We start from the raw sequence: 25483 nt of genomic DNA, 5'->3' as shown, positions 1-25483 counted from the left end.
CCCCCGGTTGCGGAATGCTACCGTCGCTTAACTTTGCATTATCTGCAATGGTGGAAGGTGAGGCTGTGCGCTGACCTCCTTCACAATGAGGGTGGCGCTTCCCAAAGTCCCCGGCTAGCCGGGGCGGATATGACTGCGCTTGATATCTTCGTGATCCTGCTTCTCGGCGGCGCCGCATTGGTCGGTTTCGTCCGGGGGTTCGTGCATGAGGTGCTGGCGCTCGCGGCGTGGGTCGCGGGGATCGCGGCGCTGAAGCTGTTCCATACGCCGTTGCAAGGGAAGCTGATCGAGCCGGTCGGGACCGAAGCGGGGGCGAGCGTGCTGGCCTTCGCCCTGCTGTTCCTGCCGGCTTATATCGGCGTGAAACTGATCGCGCGGGCGGTCGGAGGAAAGGCGCGGCGGTCGGTGCTTGGACCGGTAGACCGGCTGCTCGGCGGCGGGTTCGGGATGGTGAAGGGCCTTGCCGGGGCGACCTTGTTCTTCCTGCTGGCGAACCTTGCTACCGACATGATCTACGGCGGCGAGGCCGACCGACCGGAGTGGATGACGGAATCGCGGACCTATTCGCTGCTGAACGCGACCGGCAGAGCAGTTGTCGATTGGGTCGAGACCCGGCGGAATGAAGGAGATGAGGCGTGATCCGCCTGTACGACACGATGGCGCGTGAGAAACGGCCGTTCGTGCCGCTCAATAAGCAGCGGATCACCATGTATGTGTGCGGACCCACCGTCTACGGCCGCGCCCACATCGGCAATGCGCGCCCGGCGGTGGTGTTCGACACGTTGTCGCGGCTAATCAGGCACGAATTCGGCGAGCAGAGTCTGGTCTATGCGCGCAACGTTACCGACGTCGACGACAAGATCATCAATTCCGCCAAGGAAGAGGGCGTCGATCCGTCGGTGATCACCGAGCGGTACGAGCGCTTCTACCTGGAGGATATGGGCGCGCTGGGTGTGCGGCCGCCCGACATCGCGCCGCATGCGACCCAGGAAATCCCGGCGATGATCGCACTGATCGGGGAATTGATCGCCAAGGGTTTCGCCTATGAGGCGGAAGGCCATGTGCTGTTCTCGGTTCCAAGCGACCCGGATTACGGAGCACTCAGTCGCCGCGACCGCGAGCAGATGATCGCCGGGGCGCGGGTCGAAGTGGCGCCCTACAAGCGGGACCCGGCCGACTTCGTTCTGTGGAAGCCGAGCGATGAGGGCGTGGTCGGCTGGGACAGCCCTTGGGGCCGTGGGCGGCCGGGCTGGCACATCGAATGTTCGGCGATGATCCGGGCGCATCTCGGCGAGACGATCGACATTCATGGCGGCGGGCTCGACCTCATCTTCCCGCACCATGAGAATGAGATTGCTCAGAGCCGCTGCGCGCATGGCGGGCTGCCGCTGGCGCGCTTCTGGGTTCACAACGGCTTCGTCGACATGGGCGCGGAGAAGATGTCGAAGAGCCTCGGCAATGTCATCACGCCGAACGAACTGCTGGCGGAGGGGCACAAGGGAGAGACGCTGCGGCTGGCCCTTTTATCCGCGCATTATCGCCAGCCGTTGCCCTGGACCGAGCAGTTGATCGCGCAGAGCAAGGCGACGCTCGATCGGCTGTACCGCGCGGCTGGAGATGCGGAGCTGGGCGACGTCGATCCGGCGTTCGTCGATGCACTTGCGGATGATCTCAATACGCCGCTTGCCCTGTCGCGCCTGACGGCGATCGACGATCCCGCGAGCTTGAAGGCTTCGGCACAGTTGCTTGGCCTGCTCACTATGTCGCCGGAGGAGTGGTTCCAGGGAGCGGGCGACAGCGGCGATATCGAAGCAAGGATCGCGGCGAGGGCCGACGCGAAGAAGAATCGCGACTTTGCCGAAGCCGACCGGATCCGGGACGAGCTGAAGGCCGAGGGTATCCTGTTGGAAGACGGGCCGTCGGGCACCACATGGCGCAGGGAATGACCGAGCCGCTCTATACCCGTGAAATACTGCGCCTCGCGGCGTCGATCCCTTATCTTGAGCCGTTCGAGGAACTGGAAGGCGCGATCGAGCTGCGTTCGCCGACGTGCGGAAGCCGGATGCGGATGGCGGTGGAGCTGGACTGGGCGGATCGCATCGTACGGCTGCGTCAGGCGGTCGAGGCCTGTGCCTTCGGGCAGGCGACCGCCGCATTGATGGGCGGCCATGCGATGGGGCGGAGCTCGGAAGAAGCTGCGACGGCGCTGAAGGAGCTGGAGGCCTGGCTGGCCGGCGGCGACGCGCCGACCAGCTGGCCCGGCCTTGAGGCCTTGGCGCCCGCGCGATCGAAGAAGGGCAGGCATGGGGCGATCCTCTTGCCCTTCCGGACCCTGGTCGCGGCGATCGAGGCGGCGCGATGACGGTCGAAACGCACGCTGTCGAGACGACCAGCTTCATCCTCGAGAGCGGCGCGATCATGCTTGGGACGGCGCTGTTCTTCGTCCTGCTGTTCCGCAAGCTGAAGCTTGGCGCGACCCTTGGCTATATCGTCGGCGGGGCGCTGATCGGTCCGCATTTGCTCGGGCTGGTGCAAGATCCCGAGGATCTGGCCAGCATCTCCGAGATCGGGATCGCGCTGCTGCTATTCATCGTCGGCCTGGAACTGCAGCCACAGCGGCTTTGGCGATTGCGGAAGGACATCTTCGGACTTGGCCTGGCCCAGGTCGTGCTGTGCGGCATTGCGCTCAGCCTGTTCATCCACCTTGCGCTTGGCGTCACGCCACCGGCGGCGCTGGCGATCGGGCTGCCGCTGGCGCTCTCGTCGACCGCGCAGGTGCTGCCGATGCTTCGGGCGGACAATGAGCTGAATACGCCGCAGGGCGAACGGGCCTTTTCGATCCTGTTGTTCCAGGACCTGGCGATCGTTCCGATGATCACCATCATCGCCGCACTGTCGCGGGTGGCGCCCAATCCCAGCGACCCGGCCGGCTGGACGTTGGCGCTCTACACGGTGCTGGCGGTCGGCGGACTGGTCGCGGTGGGGCATTGGGTGCTGACTCCGCTGTTCCGGCTGATCGGGCGCATGGGTGAACGCGAACTGTTCATCGTCGCCGGGCTGTTCGCCGTAATCGGGTCGGCCGCGCTGATGCACGAGCTTGGGCTGTCGGTGGCGCTGGGCGCTTTCGTTGCCGGCGTGATGCTGGCGGAATCGCCCTACCGGCACGAGATTGAGAGCGACGTCGAGCCGTTCCGATCGATCCTGCTGGGCCTCTTCTTCCTGTCGGTCGGAATGCTGCTCGACCTGGGCACGATTGCCGAACGGCCATTGTTCGTCCTTGGAATCGCGGCGGCGCTGATCGCCATCAAGGGCCTGATCATCGCGGGGCTGGCGCGGACATTCGGGAATAGCTGGCCGAGGAGCGTCAGGCTGGGGCTGCTGCTCAGCCAGGCGGGCGAATTCGGCTTCGTGCTGTTCGGGCAGGCGGCGGCGGCGCAGATCATCCTGCCCGAGGCCGCATCTTTGTTCGGCGCGGTCGTGACCCTGTCGATGGCGGCGACGCCGTTCCTGATGCGGCTGACCGATTGGCTCGAACGGCGCGAGGCGGCCAGTACCGAAGGGCTGGACGGCCCCGAAAACTCGCCCGAGACCAGCGTCATCGTCGTTGGCTATGGCCGTTTCGGGCAGACAGCAGCGCAAATGCTGATGGCGAAGCGGATCGGCGTCACCTTGATCGACACCGATGCGGAGATGATCGAGGTCGCCGGGCGCTTCCAGACCAAGGTCTATTATGGCGACGGGATGCGGCTCGACCTGCTGCGGCTGGCCGGTGCGGAGACCGCCAAGGCGATCCTCTTCTGCAACGACAATGCGGATGGCGGGCTAACCCCCGACGCGATCCGGCGTGTGCTGGAGGCATTCCCCCAAGCTGCGGTCATGATCCGCGCCTTCGACCGGGTGCATTTGATGAAGTTCGACGGGCTGGACGTTGCCTTCGCCCAGCGCGAATTGTTCGAAAGCGCGGTGAAGATGGGCCGCGCCGCGCTCGAGATTGTCGGCATCGACCAGGAAGAGATCGACCGCGTCGACTTCGAATATCGGTTGCGCGATTGCGAGCGCCTGGAACGGCAGAGCGAAACCGGCGACCTTCGCGCCGGGATCGAACGGTCGTTCGGCCCCGATCGTTCGCTTCCCGATGAGGATCAGGGCGCGGCGTCGAGGAACTGAGCAAGGCGGCGAGTATCGACCGAAGGCTCGAGGAAGGCCCGGCCAATGCCATGTGCCAGCACAAGCGCTATCCGGCCCGGCTTGTTCTTCTTGTCGCGGGCCATCCAGCCGGTAAGGCGGCCGCCCTTGCTGGCCAGTCCGACCTCCGACAGCTTTGTCGGCAGGCCGGCATTTCCAAGATGGGCAACGACCTTCTCTGCATCGGCCGCCGGACATAGGCCTGCTTCCGCAGAGAAGCGAAAGGCGAGGGCCATGCCGAGCGCAACTGCCTCGCCATGCAGGACAGTCCCGAGGCCGGTCTCCGCCTCGATGGCGTGGCCGAAGCTGTGACCCAGGTTGAGAAGCGCGCGCTTGCCCGAACGATCCTCGAGGTCCCCTGAAATGATCCGGGCCTTGGCCTGAATCGCCGTCGTGATGGCGTGCTGGCGAAGATCGGGATGGCCGGCGAGGAGGCCGCGGCCGTTGGCTTCGCACCAGGCGAAAAAGGCTGGATCGTCGATCAGGCCATATTTGACCACCTCGGCATAGCCGGCGCGAAGCTGGCGCTCGTCCAGCGTGTCGAGATAGGCGGGATCGGCGAGCACGAGCGAAGGCTGGTGGAAGGTGCCGACCAGGTTCTTCTCGCCGAACGCATCGATAGCGGTCTTGCCCCCGACCGCGCTGTCCGCCTGGGCGAGGAGGGTGGTCGGGACATGGACGATCGGGCATCCGCGTTTGAACAAGGAGGCCGCAAGCCCCGCCAGGTCGCCGACGCTTCCGCCCCCAAGCGCAATGATTGGCGTGGTTCGGGAAGCTCCGCGTTCCGCCAGCGCGGCGAGCAATATGTGCAGCTGCTCCCAACTCTTGGCCGCTTCGCCTTCGGGCACCAGAATCGGGTCCGCACCAAGCGCTTCCGCGACCTTTGATCCATGGAGCGCAAAGACCCGAACGTCGCTGACCATTATCGGTTGGGCTCCGCGAGACAGATCGCGGATTCGGTCAAGGCCGGCCTCGACCGACCCGACGATCACGTCATAGCGATGCGCCGGCGTATCGATCGCGATGACGGTCATTGCGCAAGATGGTCTTGGAGGGCGGCGACGATCGCCTCGACAACGTCGCCATGGGCGCCGTCGCCGCTGCGAATATGGATTTGCGCTTCCTGGTACATCGGCTGACGCTCTTCGGACAGGCGAGAGAGAGTCTCGGCGCGATTCCCTTTTTGCAGCAGTGGGCGGTTGTTCCGCCGCCCTGTCCGCTCCGCCAATACCTCGATGGAGGCGTCGAGCCAGACGGTAATTGCCCGCTCGTTCAATAATTCGCGGGTCCTGGGATCGATGAAGGCGCCGCCTCCGGTCGCGATCACCCTGACCGTCCCGTCGACCAGACGGGCAACCAGCCGGCGCTCGCCGTCGCGGAAGTCGCGTTCGCCATATCGCTCGAACAATTCGGCGGTCGACGATCCCGCCGCTTCCTCGATCGCGACGTCGCTGTCGACGAAGGGAAGGCCGAGCCGTCTCGCCAGTCGGCGTCCAACGGTGGACTTGCCCGCGCCCATCAAGCCGACAAGAACGATCGGCCGGTCGAGAATTTCGGTCAGCTTTTGCACTTTGTCGCGGTTTCCCTTTGCGCGGGGCTATACATAGAGCCTCAAGGTCGGGCAAAAGCCTTTATCCATTCTTTCGAAGCGTAAGCGGAGTAACCATGCCCCGAGGCCTGATTTTCCTGATTTTGGTGATCCTTCTGCTGGTGGCGGGCGTTTATTTCCTTTCCAAGAGCGCCGACGAAGTGCCTGTCCAAACAATCGAGTCCGACGTCACTGCCAATGCTGCCGCGAACTAAAAAATGGCTGATCGGAAGCGCGGCGCTAGCCGCCGTGCTGGCATTGCCGGTGGTCGCACAGGATCGGCCGGAATCGCTTCTTCCGCCGGACTTTAACCAGCCCGCGCCGACCCCACAGGCCCAGACCAACGAGGTCCAGCCAAGGGTTCAGCCTCCATCCCAGCAGCCGCAGTCGCAGCAGCCATCGGAGAGCGGTGCGGTCGAGATCGTCGATCTTGTCGAAGCGTTGGAAGAGATGACGCAGCGCGAGCCCGTGCCGCAGGTCGAATATCCGGCCGGCGCGAGGCGCGATCCAAGGCTTGCAGGAACCCTGGACCCGGTTGCGTCCGGGTTCGGCTATCGCCCCTGGGGCGCGGCGAGCGGCAAGTCGCTGCAAATATTGATGCGGCGGATGGATACGCCGCTGGCGTCGCGATGGTCGCATATCGGCCTTCGCAACCTGCTGCTGGCCAAGGCGCCCGGGCCGCTCGACGTCCATCCGGCCGACTGGGCCGCGGAGCGATCGTGGTTGCTCCTCCGGATGGGGGAAGCGGATGCAGGGCGCTTGCTGGTTGCCAGCGTCGACACCGACCAGTTCACGCCGAAAATGCGGCAGATGGCATTGCAATCGGCGCTCGCGAACAGCGATCCCGCGGCCATGTGCCCGATCGAGCCGGGCCTTTCCAAGGTCGAACCGCGTGTCGCCCCGCTGGTCACCGCCATTTGCGCCTCCCTGGCTGGCGAGTCCGAACGGGCCGCAGCCGATATCGAGGCGGCGCGCCGTCGCGGACGGCTCAGCGCGATCGATGTCGCGCTTGCCGACAAGGTGGTCGGAGCGGCGGCGGAAACGTCGCGTGCGGTCACGATCGAATGGGATCCGGTCGAAGATCTCAACAGCTGGCGCTTCGGCCTTGCAACGGCAACAGGGATGATGCCGCCCGAGCGGCTGATCAATTCCGCGAGCATCCAGACCCAGGCCTGGCTCGCCCGGTCGCCGATGTTCTCCGCGACCCAAAAACTGCCGATGGCTCGCACCGCGGCTGCCCTCGGAGTGCTGTCGGGCCAGTCTCTCCTCGACCTTTATACGGCGGCCTTCGACGCCACCGATCCGGACGCCTTGGGCGGAACCGATGCCTGGCAGCTCCGGCTTGCCTATGTCGGAGCGGACCTGGATGCGCGCCTGTCGGCGATGCGAACCATCTGGGGCAATTCGCAATCGCCCAGGGACCGGCTGGCAACACAGGTCCTGCTGTCGCGTGCCGCCCGGCGGGTCCCGGCGAATGCCGACCTGCAATCGGATGCGCCCGATATCGTCGCCTCGCTGTTCGCAGGGGGATTCGATCGGGAAGCGGCGCGGTGGAGCGGGGCTGTCGGCGATATGGACGACGAGCCCGCCGATGCGGTCTGGGGGATGCTGGCGGTCGGCGCGCCCGACGGCAGGACTCCGGGGATCGATGTCAGCCGGATCGAGGAATTCGCCGACCGGGACGAAAGCGAGAATTCCCTGCGCACCGCGATTCTCGTCGCTGGCTTGGCGGGTCTCGGCCGGATCGACGGAGATGCGGCGGGGCAACTGAACCGCAAGTATAAGCTGGGCCTTGGCGGGAAGACCGGCTGGACCGAGATGATCGACGGCGCGATGCGGCGGCGGCAGACCGGATCCGTCATCCTTCTGACGGCCAGCGCGCTCCAGGGTACCGACATTTCCAATATTCGCGGCGTTTACCTCTACCATGCGGTCACGGCGCTTCGCCGGACCGGGCAGGAGTATCTCGCCCGGATGATCCTCGCCGAGGCGCTGGCAAGGACGTGACGCCTGCCGACGCCGCGTTGGTCGACCGCTTCTGCGAGATGATGGCGGCCGAGGTGGGGGCGTCTCGAAATACGCTGCTCGCCTATCGCCGGGACCTTGAAGCGACGGCGGAAATCGTCGGCTCATTGGAACATGCGGGCAATGCCGAACTCGGGAAGCTGGGCGAGGCCTGGGTCGAACTGGCGTCTTCCTCGGTCGCCAGGAGGTCGGCGGCGCTCCGGCGCTTTTATGGGTTCCTGTTCGACGAGGGTATCAGGATAGACGACCCTTCGTCGTCGCTTCCGCGCCCGAAGCTGCAGAGGCCGCTTCCCCGCATCCTCGACACTCATGAAGTTGAAGCGATGTTCGCCGCCGTGGAAGAGCGGGCGGCAAGCGATCAGCCGCTGGCGCTTCGCAACCTGGCGTTACTGGAGCTGCTGTACGGCTCCGGTCTCCGCGCGACAGAGCTGGTTTCGCTGCCCAAACGCGCGGTTCGATCCGGCCAGCCGTTCCTGATGCTTCGCGGCAAAGGCGACAAGGAGCGACTTGTCCCGGTTTCGGAGCGCGCCACCGAGGCCGTGCAGAAGTGGCTTCCGAACGTCCCGGCAGAGAGCCCGTGGCTCTTTCCAAGCGGAAAGTCCCATCTCAGCCGGGTGCGCCTGTTCCAGCTCGTCCGGAGCATGGCCGCGCTGGCCGGAATTTCACCGGATCGCGTCAGCCCCCACGTGTTGCGGCACGCCTTCGCGACCCATCTTCTGGCGGGGGGAGCGGACCTCAGGGTACTCCAGTCGCTGCTCGGCCATGCCGATATCGCCACGACGCAAATTTACACCCATGTCGACTCGGCCCGGCTCGTCGAGCTGGTCAACAGCCGTCACCCGCTGGCGAGCGGGCATCATGCGCCCCGGCGTTGACGTAGGGTTCGCCGCCGCTTACGCCGCGCCGCAATGCTGACGTACCTCGATTTTGAAAAGCCGATTGCCGCGCTCGACCAGCGGATCATTGAGCTCCGCGAGACCGCGACCGCGGGCGACATCGACATTGAGCCGGAGGTCGCGAAGATCGAGGCCAAGGCAGAAAAGCTGCTCAAGGAAACCTATTCCAAGCTGACCCCCTGGCAGAAGACTCAGGTCGCCCGGCATCCCGAGCGCCCGCACTTCAAGCATTATGTGGCCGGAATTGCCGACGACTTCATGCCGCTTGCCGGGGATCGGGCCTTTGCCGACGATCCGGCGATCATTGGCGGGCTGGCGCGGATCGAAGGCCGCCGAGTCCTGCTGATCGGCCATGAGAAGGGCGACGATACCGCCACTCGCCTCAAGCATAATTTCGGCATGGCCAAGCCGGAAGGATATCGCAAAGCCATCCGCCTGATGCAGCTGGCCGACCGTTTCGGACTTCCCGTCATCTCGCTGGTCGATACGTCCGGCGCCTTTCCCGGCGTGCAGGCGGAAGAGCGAGGCCAGGCCGAGGCAATCGCCCGGTCGACCGAGCAATGCCTTGCGCTTGGCGTCCCGATGATCGCGGCGGTGGTCGGTGAGGGCGGCTCGGGCGGAGCGGTGGCGATCGCGGCGGCCAATCGCGTCCTGATGTTCGAACACGCCGTCTATTCGGTGATTTCGCCGGAAGGCTGCGCCTCCATTCTTTGGCGCACTGCCGACAAGGCCGCCGACGCGGCGGAGGCTATGCGCGTTACGGCGGGGGACCTCAGGGCGCTTGGTGTCGTCGACCGGGTCGTGGATGAGCCGCTGGGCGGCGCGCACCGCGCTCCGGAGGAAGCGATCGGCAATTTGAAGGCTGCCATCCTCGAGGAACTGGATGGGCTGGCGAAGCTCGATCGGGCCCAACTGCTCGAACAACGCAGGGCGAAGTTCCTGGCCATCGGCTAGCGCCAGCGGATCAATCGTTACGGAACCAACCAATTGCGGCTGCCGTTCATTCTGGCGAAAACCGGAATCAGCGATGGAGTTGGTTATGCGTATGCCGCTTTTCTTGGTCGCAGCGACCTCGGTGCTGGCCTTGTCGGCCCTTTCGACGGCTGAGGCCCAGCCGCAGCAGCCAAATTATCTCAACCAGCGAGACATCCAGGAAGCTGCCCGCCAGCATCCGGAGATCGTGGAGGAATTCGGCGGCGCCTTGACCGGTCCGCGCGCCGCCTATGTCGAAGGCGTAGGCCGGCGGGTCGCGGCATTTTCGGGCACTGCCAATGCCGGACAGGTCTATCACTTCACGACGCTCAACAGCGCCGTTGAGAATGCGTTCGCGGTACCGGGCGGCTATGTTTACCTGACCCGGCAGCTGATGGGCATCATCAACGACGAAGCCGAACTGGCGTTCGTCGTCGGGCATGAAACCGGCCATATCGCCGCAAACCATCACAAGCAGCGCAAGTCGGCACAGCAAAGCAGCGCCGTATGGGGAGTGCTTGGTTCGGTGCTTGGCGCCGTCGTCGGCAACAACGCTTTCGGCGGCCTGATTTCGCAAGGCGCCCAGCAATTCTCCAAGATGCGGTTGCTGAGCTTCAGCCGCGACCAGGAGTATCAGGCCGATCAGCTGGGCATCCGCTATCTTACGGCGGCAGGATACGACCCCAATGCCAGCGCGACGATGCTCGGCCAGCTGACCAGATCGTCCGCGCTTGAAGCACGGCTCCAGGGCGATCGCAGCCGATCGACACCGGAGTGGGCGAGCACCCATCCCTTAAGCGAAAACCGGATGGCGCAGGCGAGCCAGCTTGCGCGGCAAACCGGCCGCGCCGGGCAGGGATTGCGCAACCGCGATGCCTATCTGGCCCAGCTCAACGGCGCGATGGTCGACGATGATCCGGCTCAGGGCGTGATCGACGGCCGGACCTTCACCCATCCTGACCTTGGCATGCAGTTCACCGTGCCGACCGGCTATCTGATGCAGAACGGTACCCGGGAAGTGAGCATCCAGGGCTCGGGCGGCCAGTCCCAGTTTTCGGGCGGGCGCTACAGCGGGAACATCGACAATTATATTTACGAGGTTCTCCAAGAGCTTACCGGAGGCAAGACACAGCTCCAGATGGGGCAGATCCAGCGGACGACCGTCAATGGCATCCCCGCAAGCTACGTCACGGCCCGCGCGAACAGCCAATCAGGTGCGATCGATGTTGGGGTCATTGCCTATCAGTGGAGTCCGGACACCATTTATCACTTCGTGACCCTGACGCGCGCCGGAACCGGAGGTCAGCCCTTCGCATCGATGTTCAACTCGGTTCGCAAGATTTCGGCTGCCGAGGCTGCGGCGATCAAGCCGAAAGTCATCAATGTTGTGACGGTGCAGAGGGGCGATACCATCCAACGGTTGGCAAGTCGGATGGCCTATCGCGATTTCCAGCTTGATCGGTTCCTTGCGATCAACGGCATCGATGCCAATAGCCCGTTGGTGCCGGGCCAGAAGGTCAAGCTGGTGGTATACGGGCCGCGAAGAACGAGCTGATTATTGCTGCATCGCGTCTTCGAGATCTGAGTCCAGCTGGCCCCACATGCCATTCGCGCCACCGCCGAGCTTCTGCAAGCTGCTGATGATGGCAACGGCGATCAAGGCCGCGATCAACCCATATTCAATTGCTGTCGCGCCGCGCTTGTCCGAGCGCAGTCGACGCATCCTTCGGATAGCAAACACGCCACCCTCCTCTGGTCCTGGTCCACTGTGCCCTCTTACCGCGAATTTGATTAAGGATTCATTGGCGTAACGAGGTTAATTCGCCGCTTGCCTCGATTATTGGCTCCAGGCCAGAAAATGGAGGATTTCCACGATTTCCTCGGTCCGGCCATCTTCGCCTGCTCCGGTAAATGCATTTTGCAGGTGAATAGCTTCCGATTTCGTGAAGATGGGCGGGCGTTCGGCCAGGACGGAGGTTGCGCCCATGGCACGCAAGTCGCGGATTAGGTCACCAAGGCTATTGTAGCGGAGCGTCACGCGGTCGATGTCGACGACGGGCATGTTGAAACCTGCCGTGGCTAGCAGCTGGGCGAGCGAGGAGGCGTCGATGCGTGGATGGGCGCGACCGACGATGCGGCCGGCCGCGCGACCGGCTTCGATCAGGCCGGCCCGCAGCGTTGCGAGGCTATTGCCGCCCGCCATCGCGCCGATGAAGGGTGCGTCGCTACGCATTGCTCGGCGGATCAGCTGGAGTGCGAGCGGCAGGTCATTGACGGAATCCAGCGTACCGATCGCAATGCAGAGGTCGTAGCGCTCCTCGCCGAAGTCGAAGCGATCCTCCTCAACCTGCCTGCCATTGGCTGTCCCGGCAAAGCGCAATCCCGGGTCCACCACGTCGATATCCCCGACCATCTGTCGCAGGGGTTCTGGCCACTTGGGTGAGGGGCAACCGATCAGCAGCGCCCTTTCAAACGGGCGTGCTATGTCACGGAGCCGCTCGAGGCAGTCGTCGAACGCGCGGTCATAGAGGAACAGTTCCGGGCCCAGATGAGCGGCGCGGTCGCGGCGCACGGCCCGGAGGTGGCGATCGAACAGGTCACGAGTCACGCCGGCGCTTGTGCGTCGGGTCATCCGCGGCAACAAGTGGGTTATGGCAAGTTCGCTGATTGATCCGCTTCGCTCGCTTGGCCGCGCGGTGGTCGATTATGCGCTTCCGCCGCGCTGCGCGGGCTGCGGCGAGGTGATTGAGGAGGCGGGTGCCTTTTGCCCGCCCTGCTGGAACAGGATGGAGTGGCTGGGGAGCGAGGGATGCGAGCGTTGTGGGCTGCCGCTTCTGGCGACCGAAGCCGACACTTGTGGCCGTTGCCTTGCCGATCCGCCGCACCTGCACCGAATTCGCGCCGCGGTGGCCTATGACGAGTTGCCGCGCGCTATCGCGCTTAACCTAAAATATGGCCGAAAGGTTGGACTGGCGCGGACGATGGCGCGCTATATGGCCCCGCTGAAGGGCGCGTGGGATGACGAGGCGTTGCTCATCCCGGTGCCGCTTCATCGCTGGCGCATCTGGAGCAGGGGGTTCAACCAGTCCACGCTGGTCGCTCGGGAGCTTGGGCGGATCTGGCGCATGCCGACGCCGAACAACGCGCTTCGGCGGATCAAGCGGACCAAACCGCTCAAAGGCATGAGCCACAGTCAGCGGCGCAAGGCGGTCGCCGGCGCGTTTCAGGTAGGTGACGGTAGCGAGCTGGCCGGAAAGACGGTCATCCTGATCGACGACGTGCTGACCAGCGGAAGCACGGCCGAGGCTTGCGCAAAGGTGCTGCGAAAGGCCGGTGCTGTCCGCGTCGAGCTGATTTGTTGGGCAAGGGTGGTTCGCCCATCGCAGCTGATGCGTTAAGCCATTGACGAATCGGGACGTGAGGAGGCCGCGTTGGCCCAAGTTGAAATCTATACGAAAATGACCTGCGGCTTTTGCACGCGTGCGAAACGGCTGCTCGAAATGAAGAAAGTGAAGTTCCAGGAAATCGCGGTGGACTTCGGCGGAGCCAAGAAGGCGGAAATGGTCGAGCGGGCCGGAGGACGAATGACCGTACCGCAAATCTTCATCGACGGCCGTCATGTCGGCGGCTGCGACGACCTGATGTGGCTGGAGCAGCAGGGCAAGCTGGACGAGTTGCTGGCCGCATGACGGCGACGCGGATCGCGCTGTTCCAGGCCCAGAGCGGCATCGACCCCGCGGCCAATGCGGAGCGCCTCGTGTCAGCCGTAAGCGATGCCGCCGCCGGCGGGGCGCAAATGCTGTTCACCCCGGAGATGTCGGGAATGCTCGACCGTGATCGGGAACGGGCGCTGGGCAAGGCGAAGCCCGAGGCAGAGGATCTGGTGCTGGCCGCCGTTCGGGAAGCGGCGGCGAGGCACGGCATCTGGGTGCACCTCGGATCGCTGGCCCTCAAGGGAGAAGGCGGAAAGCTGGTCAACCGGGGGTTCGTGATCGATGGCCAGGGCGAGATCCGCGCACGGTACGACAAGATCCACCTGTTCGACGTCGACCTGCCCACCGGCGAAAGCTGGCGAGAGTCGGCGATGTATGATGCAGGCAAGTCGGCCGTGATCGTCCCCGGCACGCCGGTCGGAAAGCTGGGCCTCACCATTTGCTACGACCTCCGCTTTCCGGAACTGTTCCAGCGGCTGAGCGAGGCAGGCGCCGACGTCATCTCGGTGCCGGCGGCGTTCACCGTCCCGACCGGCAAAGCGCATTGGCAAGTGCTGATGCGGGCCCGGGCGATCGAGGCCGAGCTGTTCATCGTCGCGGCGGCCCAGGCCGGGCGGCATGAGGATGGCCGCGAGACCTATGGCCATTCGCTGGTTGCCGACCCGTGGGGCGAACTGATCCTTGAGATGGACGGTGAGCCGGGCCTGGCCTTCGCCGAACTGGACCTGACGCGCATCGCCGACGTCAGGTCGCGGATCCCGGTTCACCAGCATCGCCGGCCGATAGCGCCAGTGGCGAATTGATTAAGCCCGGCAGCTTTCCTAAGGGGCAAGTGGGATGGCTCCGTAGCTCAGCAGGATAGAGCAGCGGTTTCCTAAACCGAAGGTCACAGGTTCGAGTCCTGTCGGGGCCACCAGAAGTTTTTGAAAAGAGAGGGAAAAATGCTCGCGCAACTGTTCCAGGATCACCCCAAGTCGCTGGGTATGAGCTGGTGGGAGCATGGCGTTGGAGCAATCGTCATCGGCGCCCGGATGGTGGGAGCGGGCATTGCCTGCATGGTCCATGCGGTCATCCCGGCCCTCTTCACCGAAACCGCCGGAAAGACGGTGATGAGCCTTCACGATCATATGGTGAAGCGGAAGGCCGGCGCGGCCAACCCGAACGCTTGGCCGGACTATGAGATTTGAGCCCTGTGACGGGTGACACCGGCGTAATCATCGTCGGCGGCGGCTTTTCCGGAACGATGCTGGCGGCTGAGCTGGCACGTCGCGGCATCCGGGCAACCTTAGTCGAGCGGAGCGGCCGGGAAGGGCGTGGCACCGCATACTCGACGCCGGAAGATGCGCATTTGCTAAACGTCGTCGCGGCGAAGATGGGCGCCTGGGCCGACGAGCCAGAACATTTCGCCAAGACGGTCGAGGGCGAGGGTTATCAGCCGGGCGATTTCGTGCCCCGGCGCCGCTATGGCGAATATCTGAGCGGGATCCTGCAGGAAGCGGAGGATAGCGGGCTGGTGACGGTCGTCCGGGCTGATGCGCAGTCGGCCGGGCCGCGCGCTGGCGGCGGCTGGACGGTCGCGCTGGGCGATGGGACGGAGCTCAACGCCAAGGCGCTGGTCGTCGCCCACGGCAATCAGGCGCCCGATCCGCCGGAAGCGGCGACCGGAATTTCCGAGCAGCTGTTCGTCAACGACCCGTGGAGCGATGAGGGGCGGAAGGCGGTCGAACGGGCGGCGGCCCTCAACAGCGACGTCCTGCTGATCGGGACCGGTCTCACCATGATCGACGTGGTGCTGAGCCTGGACGAAGCCGGGCACCGCGGCCAGATCTGCGCCCTGTCTCGGCGGGGCCTCGCTCCGCGCGCCCATGCCGAGCACAATCCGGCGCCGGTCAGGATCGAGGAAGTCCCGCAAGGATCGCTTAAAGCATTGTGGGAATGGCTGCGGAGCCAGAGCGCGCGGGTCGGCTGGCGCGCCGCGGTCGACAGCATCCGGCCCTATACGCACCAGATCTGGCAGGCGCTGACCGATGCCGATCGCCTACGCTTCCTGCGCCATGCCCGGCCATGGTGGGACGTCCACCGCCACCGGATCGCGCCGGAAGTCGCCGGCCGCATCAAGCAGCTGGTGCAGGAAGGGCGGCTCCATATCGTCGCGGCCCGGGTCAAGGCGATGCGCGAGGAGAAAGGCCAGCTTGCGGTCGCGATCCAGCGGCGCGGGATGGAGAATGCCAAGTCGGTGAACTTCTGCCTCGCCGTGAACTGCACCGGGCCGCTGGGCGCCATTTCAGAAAGCGACGATCCGTTGCTTAACAGCCTGTTCGACGGCGGCCACGCGCGGCCGGATTCGCTCGACCTGGGCCTGGACGTAGATGGCCGGTCGCGGATCGCGGGTGCAAAGCGGGCCTGGGCGCTGGGGCCGCTGACCAAGGGCCGCTTTTGGGAAATCACCGCCGTCCCTGATATCAGGGGGCAGGTGGCGACCGTGGCGGACGACATAGCCGAGGAATTGAAGCGATGAGCCAGGGCAGGGAATGCAGCCCCGAGGACGGCGACCTGGTCAGCAGCGCGCCCAAGGTCGCGGTGCCGAGCGAGGTCGAGGAAGCGGTCAAGACGCTGATCCGCTGGGCCGGCGACGATCCGGACCGCGAAGGCCTATTGGATACGCCGAAGCGGGTGGCGCGGGCCTGGCGCGAATATGCCCGGGGCTATTCCGAAGACCCGGCGCATCACCTGTCGCGGACCTTCCATGAGGTTGGCGGCTATGACGAGATCGTCCTGCTGAAGGACATCCCGTTCCAGTCACACTGCGAGCATCATATGGCGCCGATCATCGGCAAAGCGTCGATCGCCTATCTACCGCGCGATAAAGTGGTTGGAATCAGCAAGTTGGCCCGCGTTCTTCACGGCTATGCGAGGCGGCTGCAGGTTCAGGAACGGCTGACCGCGCAGGTCGCCGACTGCATCTGCGAGCATCTTCAGCCCAAGGGCGTCGCGGTGGTGATCGAAGCCAGCCACGCCTGCATGACCGCCCGGGGCGTCCAGACGCCGGGCGTGATGATGACCACGTCGCGGATTATGGGTGTTTTTCGCGAAGATGACCGGAGCCGGAAAGAGGTTTTGGCGCTGATGGGGTATTAGGCCGAGCGTCCGAGCGCAGGCGAGCGAATGCGTGAGCATTCGGAAGCCAGCGCGTAGAGAGGCGGAGCCACGGACGGCGGGTGGCCGCAGGCCACCCTCAGCTAGCATTCCGACCGGCGCGCCGGCCGGAGCCTTCAAGCTAGCTTCGCCCGACCGACGTCACGAATTTAGTTCGTGACGGCCACTCGACCTCTTTGTGGTTTAGCAGGATAAGAAGGCAGATCCCGGATCAAGTCCGGGATGACGAGGGGAGGGGAAGGGTGTCGGCGCGAAGTTGGCTTGCGCTGGCTTAAGGCCTCACCGCTCTAATTCTGACGGTGGCTTCCGGCGGGCAAGCGGTGCGGGGGCACTGGGGCGCGAAGGTCAGGTGGCGGCCTGGCTGACCGTTGAGAACTGACTGCCGCACCTCGATAGTGAAGATGCGGTCGTAGTCTCGTTCTACTTCGCTTCGGGTTCGGTAGGTGCGGACATCTCCGTTGAAATCCACCTTCAGGGGAAAGCCGATTAGACGGAGGATGGCGGCGCTATTGTTGGCCTGGAAGGCCGATTGCAGCTTGTCGTTGAAATCATCGTAGGCCTCTTGCGCCGTGACCTCCGCGACGGGCGCTGCGGACTTCATATTCTGCCGCCGAGCAAGCGTTCCGGTGACGACAATGTTCTCGGACTGTGCGGCGACTGCGTCGGCCGCCTCCCGTTCCGCCATCGGTGCCAGTGGAGGCGGCGGTGGGGGTGGAGGTGGTGCTGGCGGGGGTGGTGCCGGCGCGACCGAGGCCATTGGCGAAGCCGGGCGCGCGCTTAGCAGTGGCGCGGTGGTGGCGACTCTGGCTTTTTGCTCCGGGCGGGCATCCGTGAAGCCGGGCTGTTCCTGCTTGGCGAGGGCGCGGGCTTCTTCGGGCGCGGCGATGGGTTCGTTGCGGGCGAGCGGGACTGACGTCGCCGGTGGTTCCGGGGCTGGTTCGGCCGGGAGGGCGGCGGCGTCTGGCGCGGGGTTGCTATCAATTGACTGGACGTTGGCCGTCGGGAGGCTGGGCTCGGCCCGTTCCGATGCAACTTCCTGCGGCTGGTTGCGGATCGCGATCTGCATGGCCGGGATGCCGACGACGGCGATCAGCGCGGCGGTGACGAGGCCGCCGGTGGCGCGGCGGTGGGTGGCGGCCCAACCGAAAATGCCCGGGCGGGTGCGGGGCTTGGCGGGTTCCTCGATGCCATCGAACTTGCGCATCGCCGTGTCGATGGCGATGCGGCGCGCGGCGGGATTGGGCGGCGGCGGGGCCGGCAGCGAGACGATATCGTCGCTTTCCTGTCCCAAGCCCTAAGTTCCTTCGTAAGGTCGCGTCGCCAAACTCATAGCGACTATAACATCATTGGTAAGCGCTTATTCGGGCGGCCGCCGGAGCCGGGGTCAGGGGGCATTCGGCCCCGGCGGCCCGAAATCGCTAGCGTTCCAGCGCCGCCAGCGACTTCGCACCCTTGGCAGCGCGCACCAGCTGCACGAATTCCGAACGATAGCCATATTCGTCCGGCCCGCGCGCCGCGTTGGCGATCCGCACCACATCGTCATAGGTCAGCGACCCGTTGTAGCGCCCGCCGCGAAGCAGCTCGGCGAAGCCAGCGACCGCTGTGGCGAAGCGGGCGTCGCGCGGAGCGGCATCGAAGCTGGCGAAGGCGGCGCGGCTATCGATCGGGGTGGTGATCAGCCGGCTGGTGTCGGACTTGGGCAGCTTGTAGCGGATCTTGACGAAGCCGAGCTCGGCCGAGCGGGCGGTTACGGCGGGTTTTGCACCGTAGCGCGAGCTTCCCATGGTGGTCGGGCCGCCGACCGGCACCACCTCATAGAGGGCGGTGACCGACTGGCCGGAGCCGACGTCGCCCGCGTCGACCTTGTCATTGTCGAAGTCGTCGCGGTTGAGGGCGCGGGTCTCGTAGCCGATCAGCCGATATTCGGCGACGGTGGCAGGGTTGAACTCGACCTGGATCTTCACGTCCTTGGCGATCGGGAAGAGGGTCGAACCGGCCTCCTCGACCAGGGTCTTGCGGGCCTCCTGCGCCGTGTCGATGTAGGCGGCGGTGCCGTTGCCGTTCTGGGCCAGCGCCTGCATCAGCGCGTCATTGTAATTGCCCATGCCGAAGCCGAGGACGGAGAGGAAGACGCCCTTGCCGCGCTCGCGCTCGATATAGCCCTTCAGCTCCTCCTGGTTGGTGATTCCGACGTTGAAGTCGCCGTCGGTGGCCAGGATGACGCGGTTGACGCCATTGGGGTCGAGATTGGCTTCGGCGAGGCTGTAGGCCTGGCGGATGCCCTCCGCGCCGGCTGTGCTTCCGCCGGCGCCGAGCTGGTCGATGACCGCGCGGATCTTGGCCTTCTGGTTTGCCGGCGTGGGAGCGAGTGCGGTCCCGGCGCTGCCCGCGTAGGTGACGATGGCGACGGTGTCGCGCGCGTCCAGCTCATCGAGCAGCATGGTCAGCGACTTCTGCACCAGTGGCAGCTTGTCCGGCGAGTTCATGGAGCCGGAGGTGTCGATCAGGAAGACGAGGTTGGCGCGCGGCCTTGTGGCGCGGGCGACCTCATAGCCCTTGATGCCGATGCGGACGAGCTTGCGGCCCTGCGCCCAGGGACTTGGGAAGACGGCGACGTTGGTTCCGAACGGCTGGGCCGTGGTCGCCGGCGGGGCATAGTCGTAATGGAAATAGTTGATCATCTCCTCCGTCCGGACGGCGGCCGGTTGCGGCAGGACATTCTGATTGAGCGAGGCGCGGACCCAGCTGTAGGAAGCGGTGTCGACGTCGATCGAGAAGGTCGAGACCGGGGCTTCGCGGACGATCTTGAAGCTGTTCTCGACGAACTTGTCGAACTTGTCGCGGCCGACATCCTTGTAGGCGGGCGGCCACATGCTCGCGTCCATCACGGGCGGCGGCGGTGGCGGCGGCGCGTAGGGCGACATCATTGGCGCCGGGGCGGCCTTGGCGCGGTTTTCCTGGCGGGCCTTTCCGATGGCAATCTGGCCGGTGACGACGATGCTGTCGGCGGCGGATTCCGCTTCCGCCGGTTCTGCAATAACGTCCGTGGGCGGTGCTGCCGCCTGTTCGTCAATCGACCGCCCCGCGCAAGACGCGAGGAGCAGGCCGGCGAGAGCGACGCTGATGAGACGATGCTGGCTCCCCATTTGAAACCTCCCTTTTGAGTGGGCGGCAAAAGTGCCTGCCCGATTACTGGGACGCGGGAGCGGGGGATTTCCTTTGAAGATTATTTTTCGGAAGACAGGATGCGGCGGACTTCGTGCATTCTCCAGGCCACCGTGGCTTCGGCGATGCCGAGGATTTCGGCGGCCTCGGCATGGGTCAGCTGCTGACCCGCGACGAGGACGACGGTGTCGCGAAGCGCGGGCTTCAGGCGGGCGATGGCGCTCTTGATCCAGACGGCATCGTAGAGATCGCGGCCGTCGGGCTTTTCCGCGAGGCCGACGAGGACGGCGAGCTTCTCGCTGAAGACACCGAAGCTGCGGCGACGGCGGCGCCAGTCGCTGCAGGCGTTAAAGGTGATGCCGTAGAGCCAGGTGGTGAACTTGGCGTCCCCGCGATAGCTGCCGATCTTCTCGACCAACGCGCAGCAGACGTCCTGGGCGATGTCGTCGGCGTCGGCGCGCGATCCCGTGAGCTGCCAGGCGAGGCCGTGGATGCGGTCGTAATGGCGTTCGAGCAGCGCGGCGAACGCGTCGCGATCGCCGGCGGCAGCGGCGGCGATGAGACTGGAATCTGGTTCGCTGCCGATTGCCGCCACCCGTCACGAGGTTGTCGGTGCTTCATAACAAATGGGATGGGGGGCGCCAGCCGCGTGACCGATAGATCGGAGAGCCAGAAACTCGCTATAAATCTTGACTATTCGGAAAATCAGTCTTATCCGGCTTTTAGCGACTTCGTCCGCGCACGGAGGCTGCCTATTCCGGCAGCAGCGGAGTCGAGGAGACCAATGTGACAGAACCGCTATTGGCGGTCCCGGCCAAGGAGGTTGCGGGCAAGTTTGGATATTATACCGATGAGGCGATGCTTCATCCGGTCGGTATCCAGCGACACGGCGTCACCCGCGTCGTGATGCTCTCGCTTAAAGAATATGAGCGACTCCTTCGCCGTGATCGCCAGGTTCTGTCGGTAAAGGACCTCGACGAGAATGCCATCGAAGCCATCCGGACCGCCGAACCTTCCGAGCGATCAAAGTCGCTCGACAATCTCATGGACGATTCCCGAACCGGGTGACGTCATCTGTTATTCCTATCTCTGGGCGCGGGAGGCGGCCGAGGGTCGGGAAGAAGGGGTGAAAGATCGTCCGGTTGTGGTGGTGTTGGCGAGAATCGTCGAAGGCGATTTCACTCGCCTGATTGTTGCACCCTTAACGCACTCAGCGCCTCCGGCCTTCGGGGGCGTCGAGGTGCCCCAAGCGGTCAAGCGTCACCTGGGCCTGGATGATGGACGAAGCTGGATAATAACGACGGAGGTCAATCAGTTCATCTGGCCCGGGCCCGACATTCGGGCGGCAAAGGGCTCCGACACGCTGCTATATGGTGCAATCCCCGCGCGACTGTACGAGCAGGTGAAGGTGCAGATTTCCGCCAACTACCATGCACAGCAGACGTCATCGGTGAAGCGGACGGAGTAGCGGCACTCGCTGTCACCACGCGCTGCTTGCGATTGCTGGGCAATTGCCGCGCTGCGCTCGGCAGCTTGTGAGGAAACCGAACCGCGTCCGAAACGCTTAGTCATCCGATGAGCGAGCATAGCGACCTTGGCCCGTGGTGGACGGTGCAGCGTGGCGGCGGGCCGATCGTGGCGACAGCGATCCACGACGGGCACGGGCTTCGGCCCGAAGTCGCGGCGGCGATGAGCCTAAGCGATGCCGAGCGGCTTCGCGAAGAGGATCCGTTCACGGGGCAGGCAATCCTGGATGTGCCGACCCATGTCGTCGTCCACCGGTCGCGGTTCGAATTCGACCTTAATCGCGGCCCGGTCGAGGCCGTTTATGAAACGGCGGAGCAGAGTTGGGGCCTTGAGGTATGGCACCAGCCGCTTCCCGCGGGTCTTGCCGACCGGTCGCTGGCGATCCACGCCGCTTACTACCGGATGCTCGCGGGCCTGCTGGACGATGTCGCGTCGACGCATGGGCGCTTCGTGCTGATCGATGTGCACAGCTACAACCATCGCCGCGACGGGCCAGACACCGAAGCGACGCCGCCGAAAGATGCGCCCGATATCAATATCGGCACATTTTCGATGCCGCGCGAGGAGTGGGCGTTCCTGCTCGATCCGCTGATGGAGGCGATGGCCGGGTTCGACTTCAACGGCCGGACGCTCGACGTCCGCGAGAATATCGCCTTCCAGGGCAAGGGCGAGCAAACGCGGTTCGTGCACGAACGATACCCCGGGCGCGGCTGCGCGATCGCGCTGGAATTCAAGAAATTCTTCATGGACGAGTGGAGCGGCGAGCCCGATCCGGCGGAGCTTGAGGCGATGCGGCGGTTCATCGCTTTTACCGCCGACAAGGCGCGAGGCCTGCTGGGATGAGCGCGCTGCCCGACCTCAAGGAGGCGCCGCCGGGGTTCAAGCCGGAATATGCGAGCACGGGTGCGCTTCGGCAGGCTGTCGGCGAGAGTGGGCGGGTGCACCTGGACCGCTGGCTGCCGTTCCTGATCCTGCACCGGACGGACGATCCGGAAACCAGCCTGGCGCGGCGGATCGCGGTCGACAGCCCGGCCTATCTGCTGTGGTCGCCCGGCGACGATGCGGTTGCACTGTCGGCACTGGAGGCGGTGGCATCGGCCGCGGTCGAACGGGAAGGGCGGCTGCTGGTGGTCACCCTGGCCGACCAGCCGGTCGAGTTTCATCGCGAAGGGTCCCAGGAGCTGCCGCCGTTCGTCGCCCAGGTCGGCGCGGGGGACGAGGGCGATGTCGGAAGGGCGGCCGCGGCGCTGGAGGAGGATCTGCGCGACATCGAGATCGACCTTCGCGACTGCAAGGTCGAACGGGTGCCGTTCGAAGCTTTGCTTCCCGGTCCGTTCAACAAGCTTCTGAATCGCATCGAGGGCGTCGAGCGTATGTCGCTGCGCGTGCCGCAGATCCACCGGCGCAAGGAGGGCGGGGAGTATCCGGCGATCGCCCACGACATATCGGTGGGGATCGGCGATTCCCTGCTCCGCGCGGCCTGCGCCTTCATGGATGACGGCAAGACCGAGGTTCCGAAGCATTACCGCTCGCTGGGTCGGAGCGCCTATCTCGCTGCGGCGCTGAAGGCCGACAAGAAGCTGGACCGGGTGGCGCGGAGCTTCGACTTCCTGCTGTCCATCTCCCCGATCGACACGGCCAAGGCCTATGCCCGGTTCGCGGCGGGCCATGAGCAGCAACCGCCGCACTTCCATTATCGGCCGCTGACGGTCGATCCCGACCTTGCCAAGCGCGAGCTGTACGCGATCGATTTCCGGGCGCTGGAGGATCCGTTGCTGGAGCGGTTGCTGGGCGAGAAAAGGCATGAGCTGGATGCGCAGCTGACGATGCTGGCGACCCGCAACACGCCCGCCTTCCGGCCCGCGTCCATGTTCCTTTACGGGATGGTCGACGATCCGCTGTTGGCGGATGCAAAGGCCATATTGGGATCGTCGGCAAAGGATCCGCCGCGCGGCCCCACCGTCAACGCGCCGGAGATTGCCGAGGCGGCCGGGGAGCTGGCGGCGCGATACCGTGAACAGCATCCCGATTTCACGCCGGACGTGCAGGTCCGGGAGGATGTCGCGGGCCTGCTGGTGTCGGGGCGGAAGCTGCTCATCGGCGCCGATACGGTGATGCCGCGGCGGCGGCTGGACGCGCTTCTGGCGCATGAAGTCGGCGTCCATCTGCTGACCTATTTCAACGGCAAGACACAGGGCCTCACCATCTTCCGGTCGGGGCTCGCCGGATATGAGGGGGTGCAGGAAGGCCTTGGCGTGTTCGCGGAGTGGGCGAGCGGGGGCCTGACGCGGACGCGGCTGCGCCTGCTGGCGGGGCGGGTGGTCGCGGTGGATGCGATGCAGCGGGGGGCAACCTTCATCGATACCCATCGGCTGCTTCACCGCGATCATGGTTTCTCCTCTCAGGGCGCGTTCGGGATCGCCGCGCGGGTGTTCCGTTCGGGCGGGCTCGCGAAGGACGCCATCTATCTGCAGGGGTTCAAGGCGGTGATGGAAATCGTCGAGCGCGGCGCCTCGCTGGCGCCCTTCTGGCTGGGCAAGATCGCGGTCGCGCACGTACCGGCGATCGAGGAACTGTTGCAGCGCGGGCTCGTTCAGGCGCCTCGGTTCATTCCCTTGTTCCTCGACAATGACGCCGTCGAGGAACGGGTAGCGGCGCTGCGCGGCGCAAAGGGTTTGGCGGCAATCACGACGGGAGCATGACGCTTGCAAATCGCTTTCTTCATCAACGACCTTGAGCGGGAACATGCCGGCTATACGACCACCGTGCTGGCCCATCAGGCGGCCATTCGTGGTCACCAGGTCTGCTATGTGACGCCGAGCGATTTCGCGCTGCGTTCGGATGACTCGCTATGGGTCCATGCGCGGCGTATGCCGAAGCGCAAATATAAGGATCGCGAAGATTTCTTCGAAACGCTGAAGTCCGCCCGGGTCAAGGCCGAGCCGATCGACATGGCCGAGATCGACGTGCTGATGCTGCGCAACGACCCGTCGATCGATGCGGAAACGCCATGGGCGATGGAGGCAGGGATCCTGTTCGGGCGGGAAGCGGTGAAGCGCGGGACGATCGTCCTCAACGATCCCGACAGCCTCGGCCGGGCGATCAACAAGCTTTATTTCCAGAGCTTTCCAAGCGAGGCGCGGGCCGAGACGCTGATCAGCAAGCATGCGGCCGACATCAAGGCCTTCGCCAAGGAGCATCGCGGCAACATCATCCTGAAGCCGTTGCAGGGATCGGGCGGTTCGGGCGTGTTCAAGCTGGACGCCAAGTCCAAGGACAATCTCAACCAGATCATCGAGGCGATCGGGCGCGACGGTTACATCATCGCGCAGGCCTATGTCCCGGCGGCGAAGAAGGGCGACATCCGCTTCTTCCTGATGAACGGAAAGCCGCTTCAGATCGGCGGCAAATATGCCGCGCTGCGCCGGGTCGCGTCGGCCGACGACATCCGATCCAACATCCACGCGGGCGGCAAGGCCGAGGCGGTGGAGATCGGCGAGACGGAGCTTCGCGTCGCCGAGCTTATTCGCCCGAAGCTGGTCGCGGACGGCATGTTCCTGGTCGGCATCGACATCGTCGGCGACAAGATTTTGGAGGTGAACGTCTTCTCGCCCGGCAATTTGGGCAGCTGCTCACGGCTGGCCGGCGTCGATTTCAGCGAGCCGATCCTGGACGCGATCGAGCGCAAGGTGACGATCGCGGAGCAAAACCCTCAGAGCTTCGATAACCGGCATCTGGCGATACTTTAGAGGCGTGCGGAGCGGGTTAGTCGCGCCGCTCCCGATAATACACCCCGTCGTCATAGTATCCGCCGCCGAAATAGGGCGCGCCATAATCGCGGCCGTAATAAGCCGATCCGTGAGTTTGGCGGCTGTAGGGCGAAGTGCCAGGGTCGGTGGGGGAGAATTTGCGGTTCAAAGCGGTGGTGCCGCGGCCGTCGATGCTGCGGTGGCTGGGATAACCGTAGAAGCCGCGAGAACCACCGCGATTCTGGTCGCCATAGGAGCCGCCGCCGGTATCGGGACGGCCCTGCGTGAGGCTATCCTGCTTGGGGGCGTCGAGGGTCTCTCCGGCGGCCACGGCGGGAAGGGTGGCCAAGCCTAGAGCCGACAGGATGGGCAGGATTTTGGCGACCATTGCAAACGGGCTCCTTCCACCGCGTCCGGACGGCTTTCGCACAGATTGGCTGAACGGGCGATTTAGCTGGCGGAGTTGGGTTGGGCCAGGCTTGCAATGACGGCAATGGGTGGAAAGCT

28 protein-coding genes and 1 tRNA gene are annotated in these 25483 nt (G+C 64.9%); 21 read left to right on the top strand and 8 right to left on the bottom strand.

The genetic code is table 11. The features are described from left to right. Window positions 1-129: 129 nt before the first annotated feature. Genes LZ496_RS12780 through LZ496_RS12765 form a run of 4 tightly spaced genes read left to right on the top strand, consistent with a single transcriptional unit; the run spans window position 130 to window position 4167 of the window. Window positions 130-639, top strand: a complete 510-nt coding sequence (locus LZ496_RS12780) for a CvpA family protein (protein WP_249905107.1) — start codon at window positions 130-132, stop codon at window positions 637-639. Next, window positions 636-1946 (top strand): cysteine--tRNA ligase, encoded by a 1311-nt coding sequence (gene cysS, locus LZ496_RS12775; protein ID WP_249905106.1) that lies wholly within the window; start codon window positions 636-638, stop codon window positions 1944-1946. The genes LZ496_RS12780 and cysS overlap by 4 nt, the downstream gene beginning before the upstream one ends. Then, window positions 1943-2362 (top strand): iron-sulfur cluster assembly scaffold protein, encoded by a 420-nt coding sequence (locus LZ496_RS12770; RefSeq protein ID WP_249905105.1) that lies wholly within the window; start codon window positions 1943-1945, stop codon window positions 2360-2362. The genes cysS and LZ496_RS12770 overlap by 4 nt, the downstream gene beginning before the upstream one ends. Further along, a complete protein-coding gene (locus LZ496_RS12765) occupies window positions 2359-4167 on the top strand; it encodes a monovalent cation:proton antiporter-2 (CPA2) family protein (RefSeq protein WP_249905104.1) in 1809 nt (602 codons plus the stop codon). The genes LZ496_RS12770 and LZ496_RS12765 overlap by 4 nt, the downstream gene beginning before the upstream one ends. Here the strand turns inward: LZ496_RS12765 and aroB are convergent. Beyond that, complete coding sequence (aroB, locus tag LZ496_RS12760; protein ID WP_249905103.1) at window positions 4143-5219, bottom strand: 3-dehydroquinate synthase; 1077 nt, start codon at window positions 5217-5219, stop codon at window positions 4143-4145. The genes LZ496_RS12765 and aroB overlap by 25 nt on opposite strands. Continuing rightward, window positions 5216-5755 carry a shikimate kinase gene (locus LZ496_RS12755; protein WP_249905102.1) on the bottom strand — a complete coding sequence of 180 codons (540 nt, stop codon included), beginning with the start codon at window positions 5753-5755 and terminating at the stop codon, window positions 5216-5218. The genes aroB and LZ496_RS12755 overlap by 4 nt, the downstream gene beginning before the upstream one ends. A gap of 95 nt (window positions 5756-5850) precedes the next feature. Between LZ496_RS12755 and LZ496_RS12750 the strand changes: the two genes are divergently transcribed. From LZ496_RS12750 to LZ496_RS12730, 5 genes are all read left to right on the top strand, one after another. Further along, window positions 5851-5988 (top strand): hypothetical protein, encoded by a 138-nt coding sequence (locus LZ496_RS12750; RefSeq protein WP_249905101.1) that lies wholly within the window; start codon window positions 5851-5853, stop codon window positions 5986-5988. Then, window positions 5972-7780, top strand: coding sequence for a hypothetical protein (locus tag LZ496_RS12745; RefSeq protein ID WP_249905100.1), 1809 nt, complete (start codon window positions 5972-5974; stop codon window positions 7778-7780). The genes LZ496_RS12750 and LZ496_RS12745 overlap by 17 nt, the downstream gene beginning before the upstream one ends. Further along, window positions 7777-8673: a tyrosine recombinase gene (locus LZ496_RS12740; protein WP_366516737.1), complete on the top strand. Its 897-nt coding sequence runs from the start codon at window positions 7777-7779 to the stop codon at window positions 8671-8673. The genes LZ496_RS12745 and LZ496_RS12740 overlap by 4 nt, the downstream gene beginning before the upstream one ends. A 33-nt stretch (window positions 8674-8706) precedes the next feature. Then, window positions 8707-9648, top strand: coding sequence for an acetyl-CoA carboxylase carboxyltransferase subunit alpha (locus tag LZ496_RS12735; protein WP_249905099.1), 942 nt, complete (start codon window positions 8707-8709; stop codon window positions 9646-9648). A gap of 85 nt (window positions 9649-9733) precedes the next feature. Then, on the top strand, window positions 9734-11221 hold the full coding sequence (locus LZ496_RS12730; protein ID WP_249905098.1) for a M48 family metalloprotease: 1488 nt from the start codon (window positions 9734-9736) through the stop codon (window positions 11219-11221). On the opposite strand, the gene LZ496_RS12725 is transcribed toward LZ496_RS12730, so the two are convergent. Then, window positions 11222-11389, bottom strand: coding sequence for a Flp family type IVb pilin (locus tag LZ496_RS12725; RefSeq protein ID WP_283938096.1), 168 nt, complete (start codon window positions 11387-11389; stop codon window positions 11222-11224). It abuts the gene before it with no gap. 114 nt (window positions 11390-11503) lie between these two features. Beyond that, window positions 11504-12298 carry a methyltransferase domain-containing protein gene (locus LZ496_RS12720; protein WP_249905097.1) on the bottom strand — a complete coding sequence of 265 codons (795 nt, stop codon included), beginning with the start codon at window positions 12296-12298 and terminating at the stop codon, window positions 11504-11506. Between the two features lie 19 nt (window positions 12299-12317). On the opposite strand from LZ496_RS12720, the gene LZ496_RS12715 reads away from it, so the two are divergent. The 7 genes from LZ496_RS12715 (at window position 12318) to folE (ending at window position 16517) form a co-directional block, all read left to right on the top strand. After that, window positions 12318-13064: a ComF family protein gene (locus tag LZ496_RS12715; RefSeq protein WP_249905096.1), complete on the top strand. Its 747-nt coding sequence runs from the start codon at window positions 12318-12320 to the stop codon at window positions 13062-13064. Window positions 13065-13097: 33 nt separating this feature from the next. After that, window positions 13098-13355, top strand: a complete 258-nt coding sequence (grxC, locus tag LZ496_RS12710; protein ID WP_249905095.1) for a glutaredoxin 3 — start codon at window positions 13098-13100, stop codon at window positions 13353-13355. After that, window positions 13352-14182, top strand: a complete 831-nt coding sequence (locus LZ496_RS12705; RefSeq protein WP_249905094.1) for a carbon-nitrogen hydrolase family protein — start codon at window positions 13352-13354, stop codon at window positions 14180-14182. Before grxC ends, LZ496_RS12705 begins: the two co-directional genes overlap by 4 nt. Before the next feature lie 36 nt (window positions 14183-14218). After that, window positions 14219-14295: transfer RNA gene (locus tag LZ496_RS12700), tRNA-Arg, on the top strand. Between the two features lie 25 nt (window positions 14296-14320). Then, window positions 14321-14566: a DUF6356 family protein gene (locus LZ496_RS12695; protein WP_249905093.1), complete on the top strand. Its 246-nt coding sequence runs from the start codon at window positions 14321-14323 to the stop codon at window positions 14564-14566. A gap of 5 nt (window positions 14567-14571) precedes the next feature. Beyond that, complete coding sequence (locus LZ496_RS12690) at window positions 14572-15897, top strand: FAD/NAD(P)-binding protein (protein WP_249905092.1); 1326 nt, start codon at window positions 14572-14574, stop codon at window positions 15895-15897. Then, window positions 15894-16517, top strand: coding sequence for a GTP cyclohydrolase I FolE (gene folE / locus LZ496_RS12685; RefSeq protein WP_249905091.1), 624 nt, complete (start codon window positions 15894-15896; stop codon window positions 16515-16517). The genes LZ496_RS12690 and folE overlap by 4 nt, the downstream gene beginning before the upstream one ends. 289 nt (window positions 16518-16806) lie before the next feature. Here folE and LZ496_RS12680 read toward each other — a convergent pair whose 3' ends face one another. The 3 genes from LZ496_RS12680 to LZ496_RS12670 all read right to left on the bottom strand — a co-directional run bounded on the left by LZ496_RS12680 (window position 16807) and on the right by LZ496_RS12670 (window position 20295). Then, window positions 16807-17826 (bottom strand): hypothetical protein, encoded by a 1020-nt coding sequence (locus tag LZ496_RS12680; RefSeq protein ID WP_249905090.1) that lies wholly within the window; start codon window positions 17824-17826, stop codon window positions 16807-16809. Window positions 17827-17953: 127 nt separating this feature from the next. Continuing rightward, window positions 17954-19681: a vWA domain-containing protein gene (locus tag LZ496_RS12675; RefSeq protein ID WP_249905087.1), complete on the bottom strand. Its 1728-nt coding sequence runs from the start codon at window positions 19679-19681 to the stop codon at window positions 17954-17956. Window positions 19682-19761: 80 nt separating this feature from the next. Beyond that, entirely contained in the window at window positions 19762-20295 is a 534-nt protein-coding gene (locus LZ496_RS12670) for an RNA polymerase sigma factor (protein WP_249905086.1), read from the bottom strand. A 191-nt stretch (window positions 20296-20486) separates the two neighbouring features. On the opposite strand from LZ496_RS12670, the gene LZ496_RS12665 reads away from it, so the two are divergent. The 5 genes from LZ496_RS12665 (at window position 20487) to LZ496_RS12645 (ending at window position 24976) form a co-directional block, all read left to right on the top strand. Beyond that, window positions 20487-20768, top strand: a complete 282-nt coding sequence (locus LZ496_RS12665) for a type II toxin-antitoxin system Phd/YefM family antitoxin (RefSeq protein WP_249905085.1) — start codon at window positions 20487-20489, stop codon at window positions 20766-20768. Window positions 20769-20826: 58 nt separating this feature from the next. Continuing rightward, window positions 20827-21168 carry a hypothetical protein gene (locus LZ496_RS12660; RefSeq protein ID WP_249905083.1) on the top strand — a complete coding sequence of 114 codons (342 nt, stop codon included), beginning with the start codon at window positions 20827-20829 and terminating at the stop codon, window positions 21166-21168. 107 nt (window positions 21169-21275) lie between these two features. Then, window positions 21276-22070, top strand: a complete 795-nt coding sequence (locus LZ496_RS12655) for an N-formylglutamate amidohydrolase (protein WP_249905082.1) — start codon at window positions 21276-21278, stop codon at window positions 22068-22070. Beyond that, window positions 22067-23929, top strand: coding sequence for a flavohemoglobin expression-modulating QEGLA motif protein (locus LZ496_RS12650; protein WP_249905081.1), 1863 nt, complete (start codon window positions 22067-22069; stop codon window positions 23927-23929). The genes LZ496_RS12655 and LZ496_RS12650 overlap by 4 nt, the downstream gene beginning before the upstream one ends. A gap of 3 nt (window positions 23930-23932) precedes the next feature. Continuing rightward, window positions 23933-24976 carry a glutathione synthetase gene (locus tag LZ496_RS12645; protein ID WP_249905080.1) on the top strand — a complete coding sequence of 348 codons (1044 nt, stop codon included), beginning with the start codon at window positions 23933-23935 and terminating at the stop codon, window positions 24974-24976. Window positions 24977-24992: 16 nt separating this feature from the next. Here LZ496_RS12645 and LZ496_RS12640 read toward each other — a convergent pair whose 3' ends face one another. After that, window positions 24993-25364, bottom strand: a complete 372-nt coding sequence (locus tag LZ496_RS12640; protein ID WP_249905079.1) for a hypothetical protein — start codon at window positions 25362-25364, stop codon at window positions 24993-24995. Window positions 25365-25483: the final 119 nt, after the last annotated feature.

The sequence above is a fragment of the Sphingomonas caseinilytica genome, from assembly GCF_023516455.1.
GTDB lineage: Bacteria > Pseudomonadota > Alphaproteobacteria > Sphingomonadales > Sphingomonadaceae > Sphingomicrobium > Sphingomicrobium caseinilyticum.
Note: the sequence above shows the minus strand (reverse complement) of the source record. Positions and strands in the feature narration are given on the sequence as shown.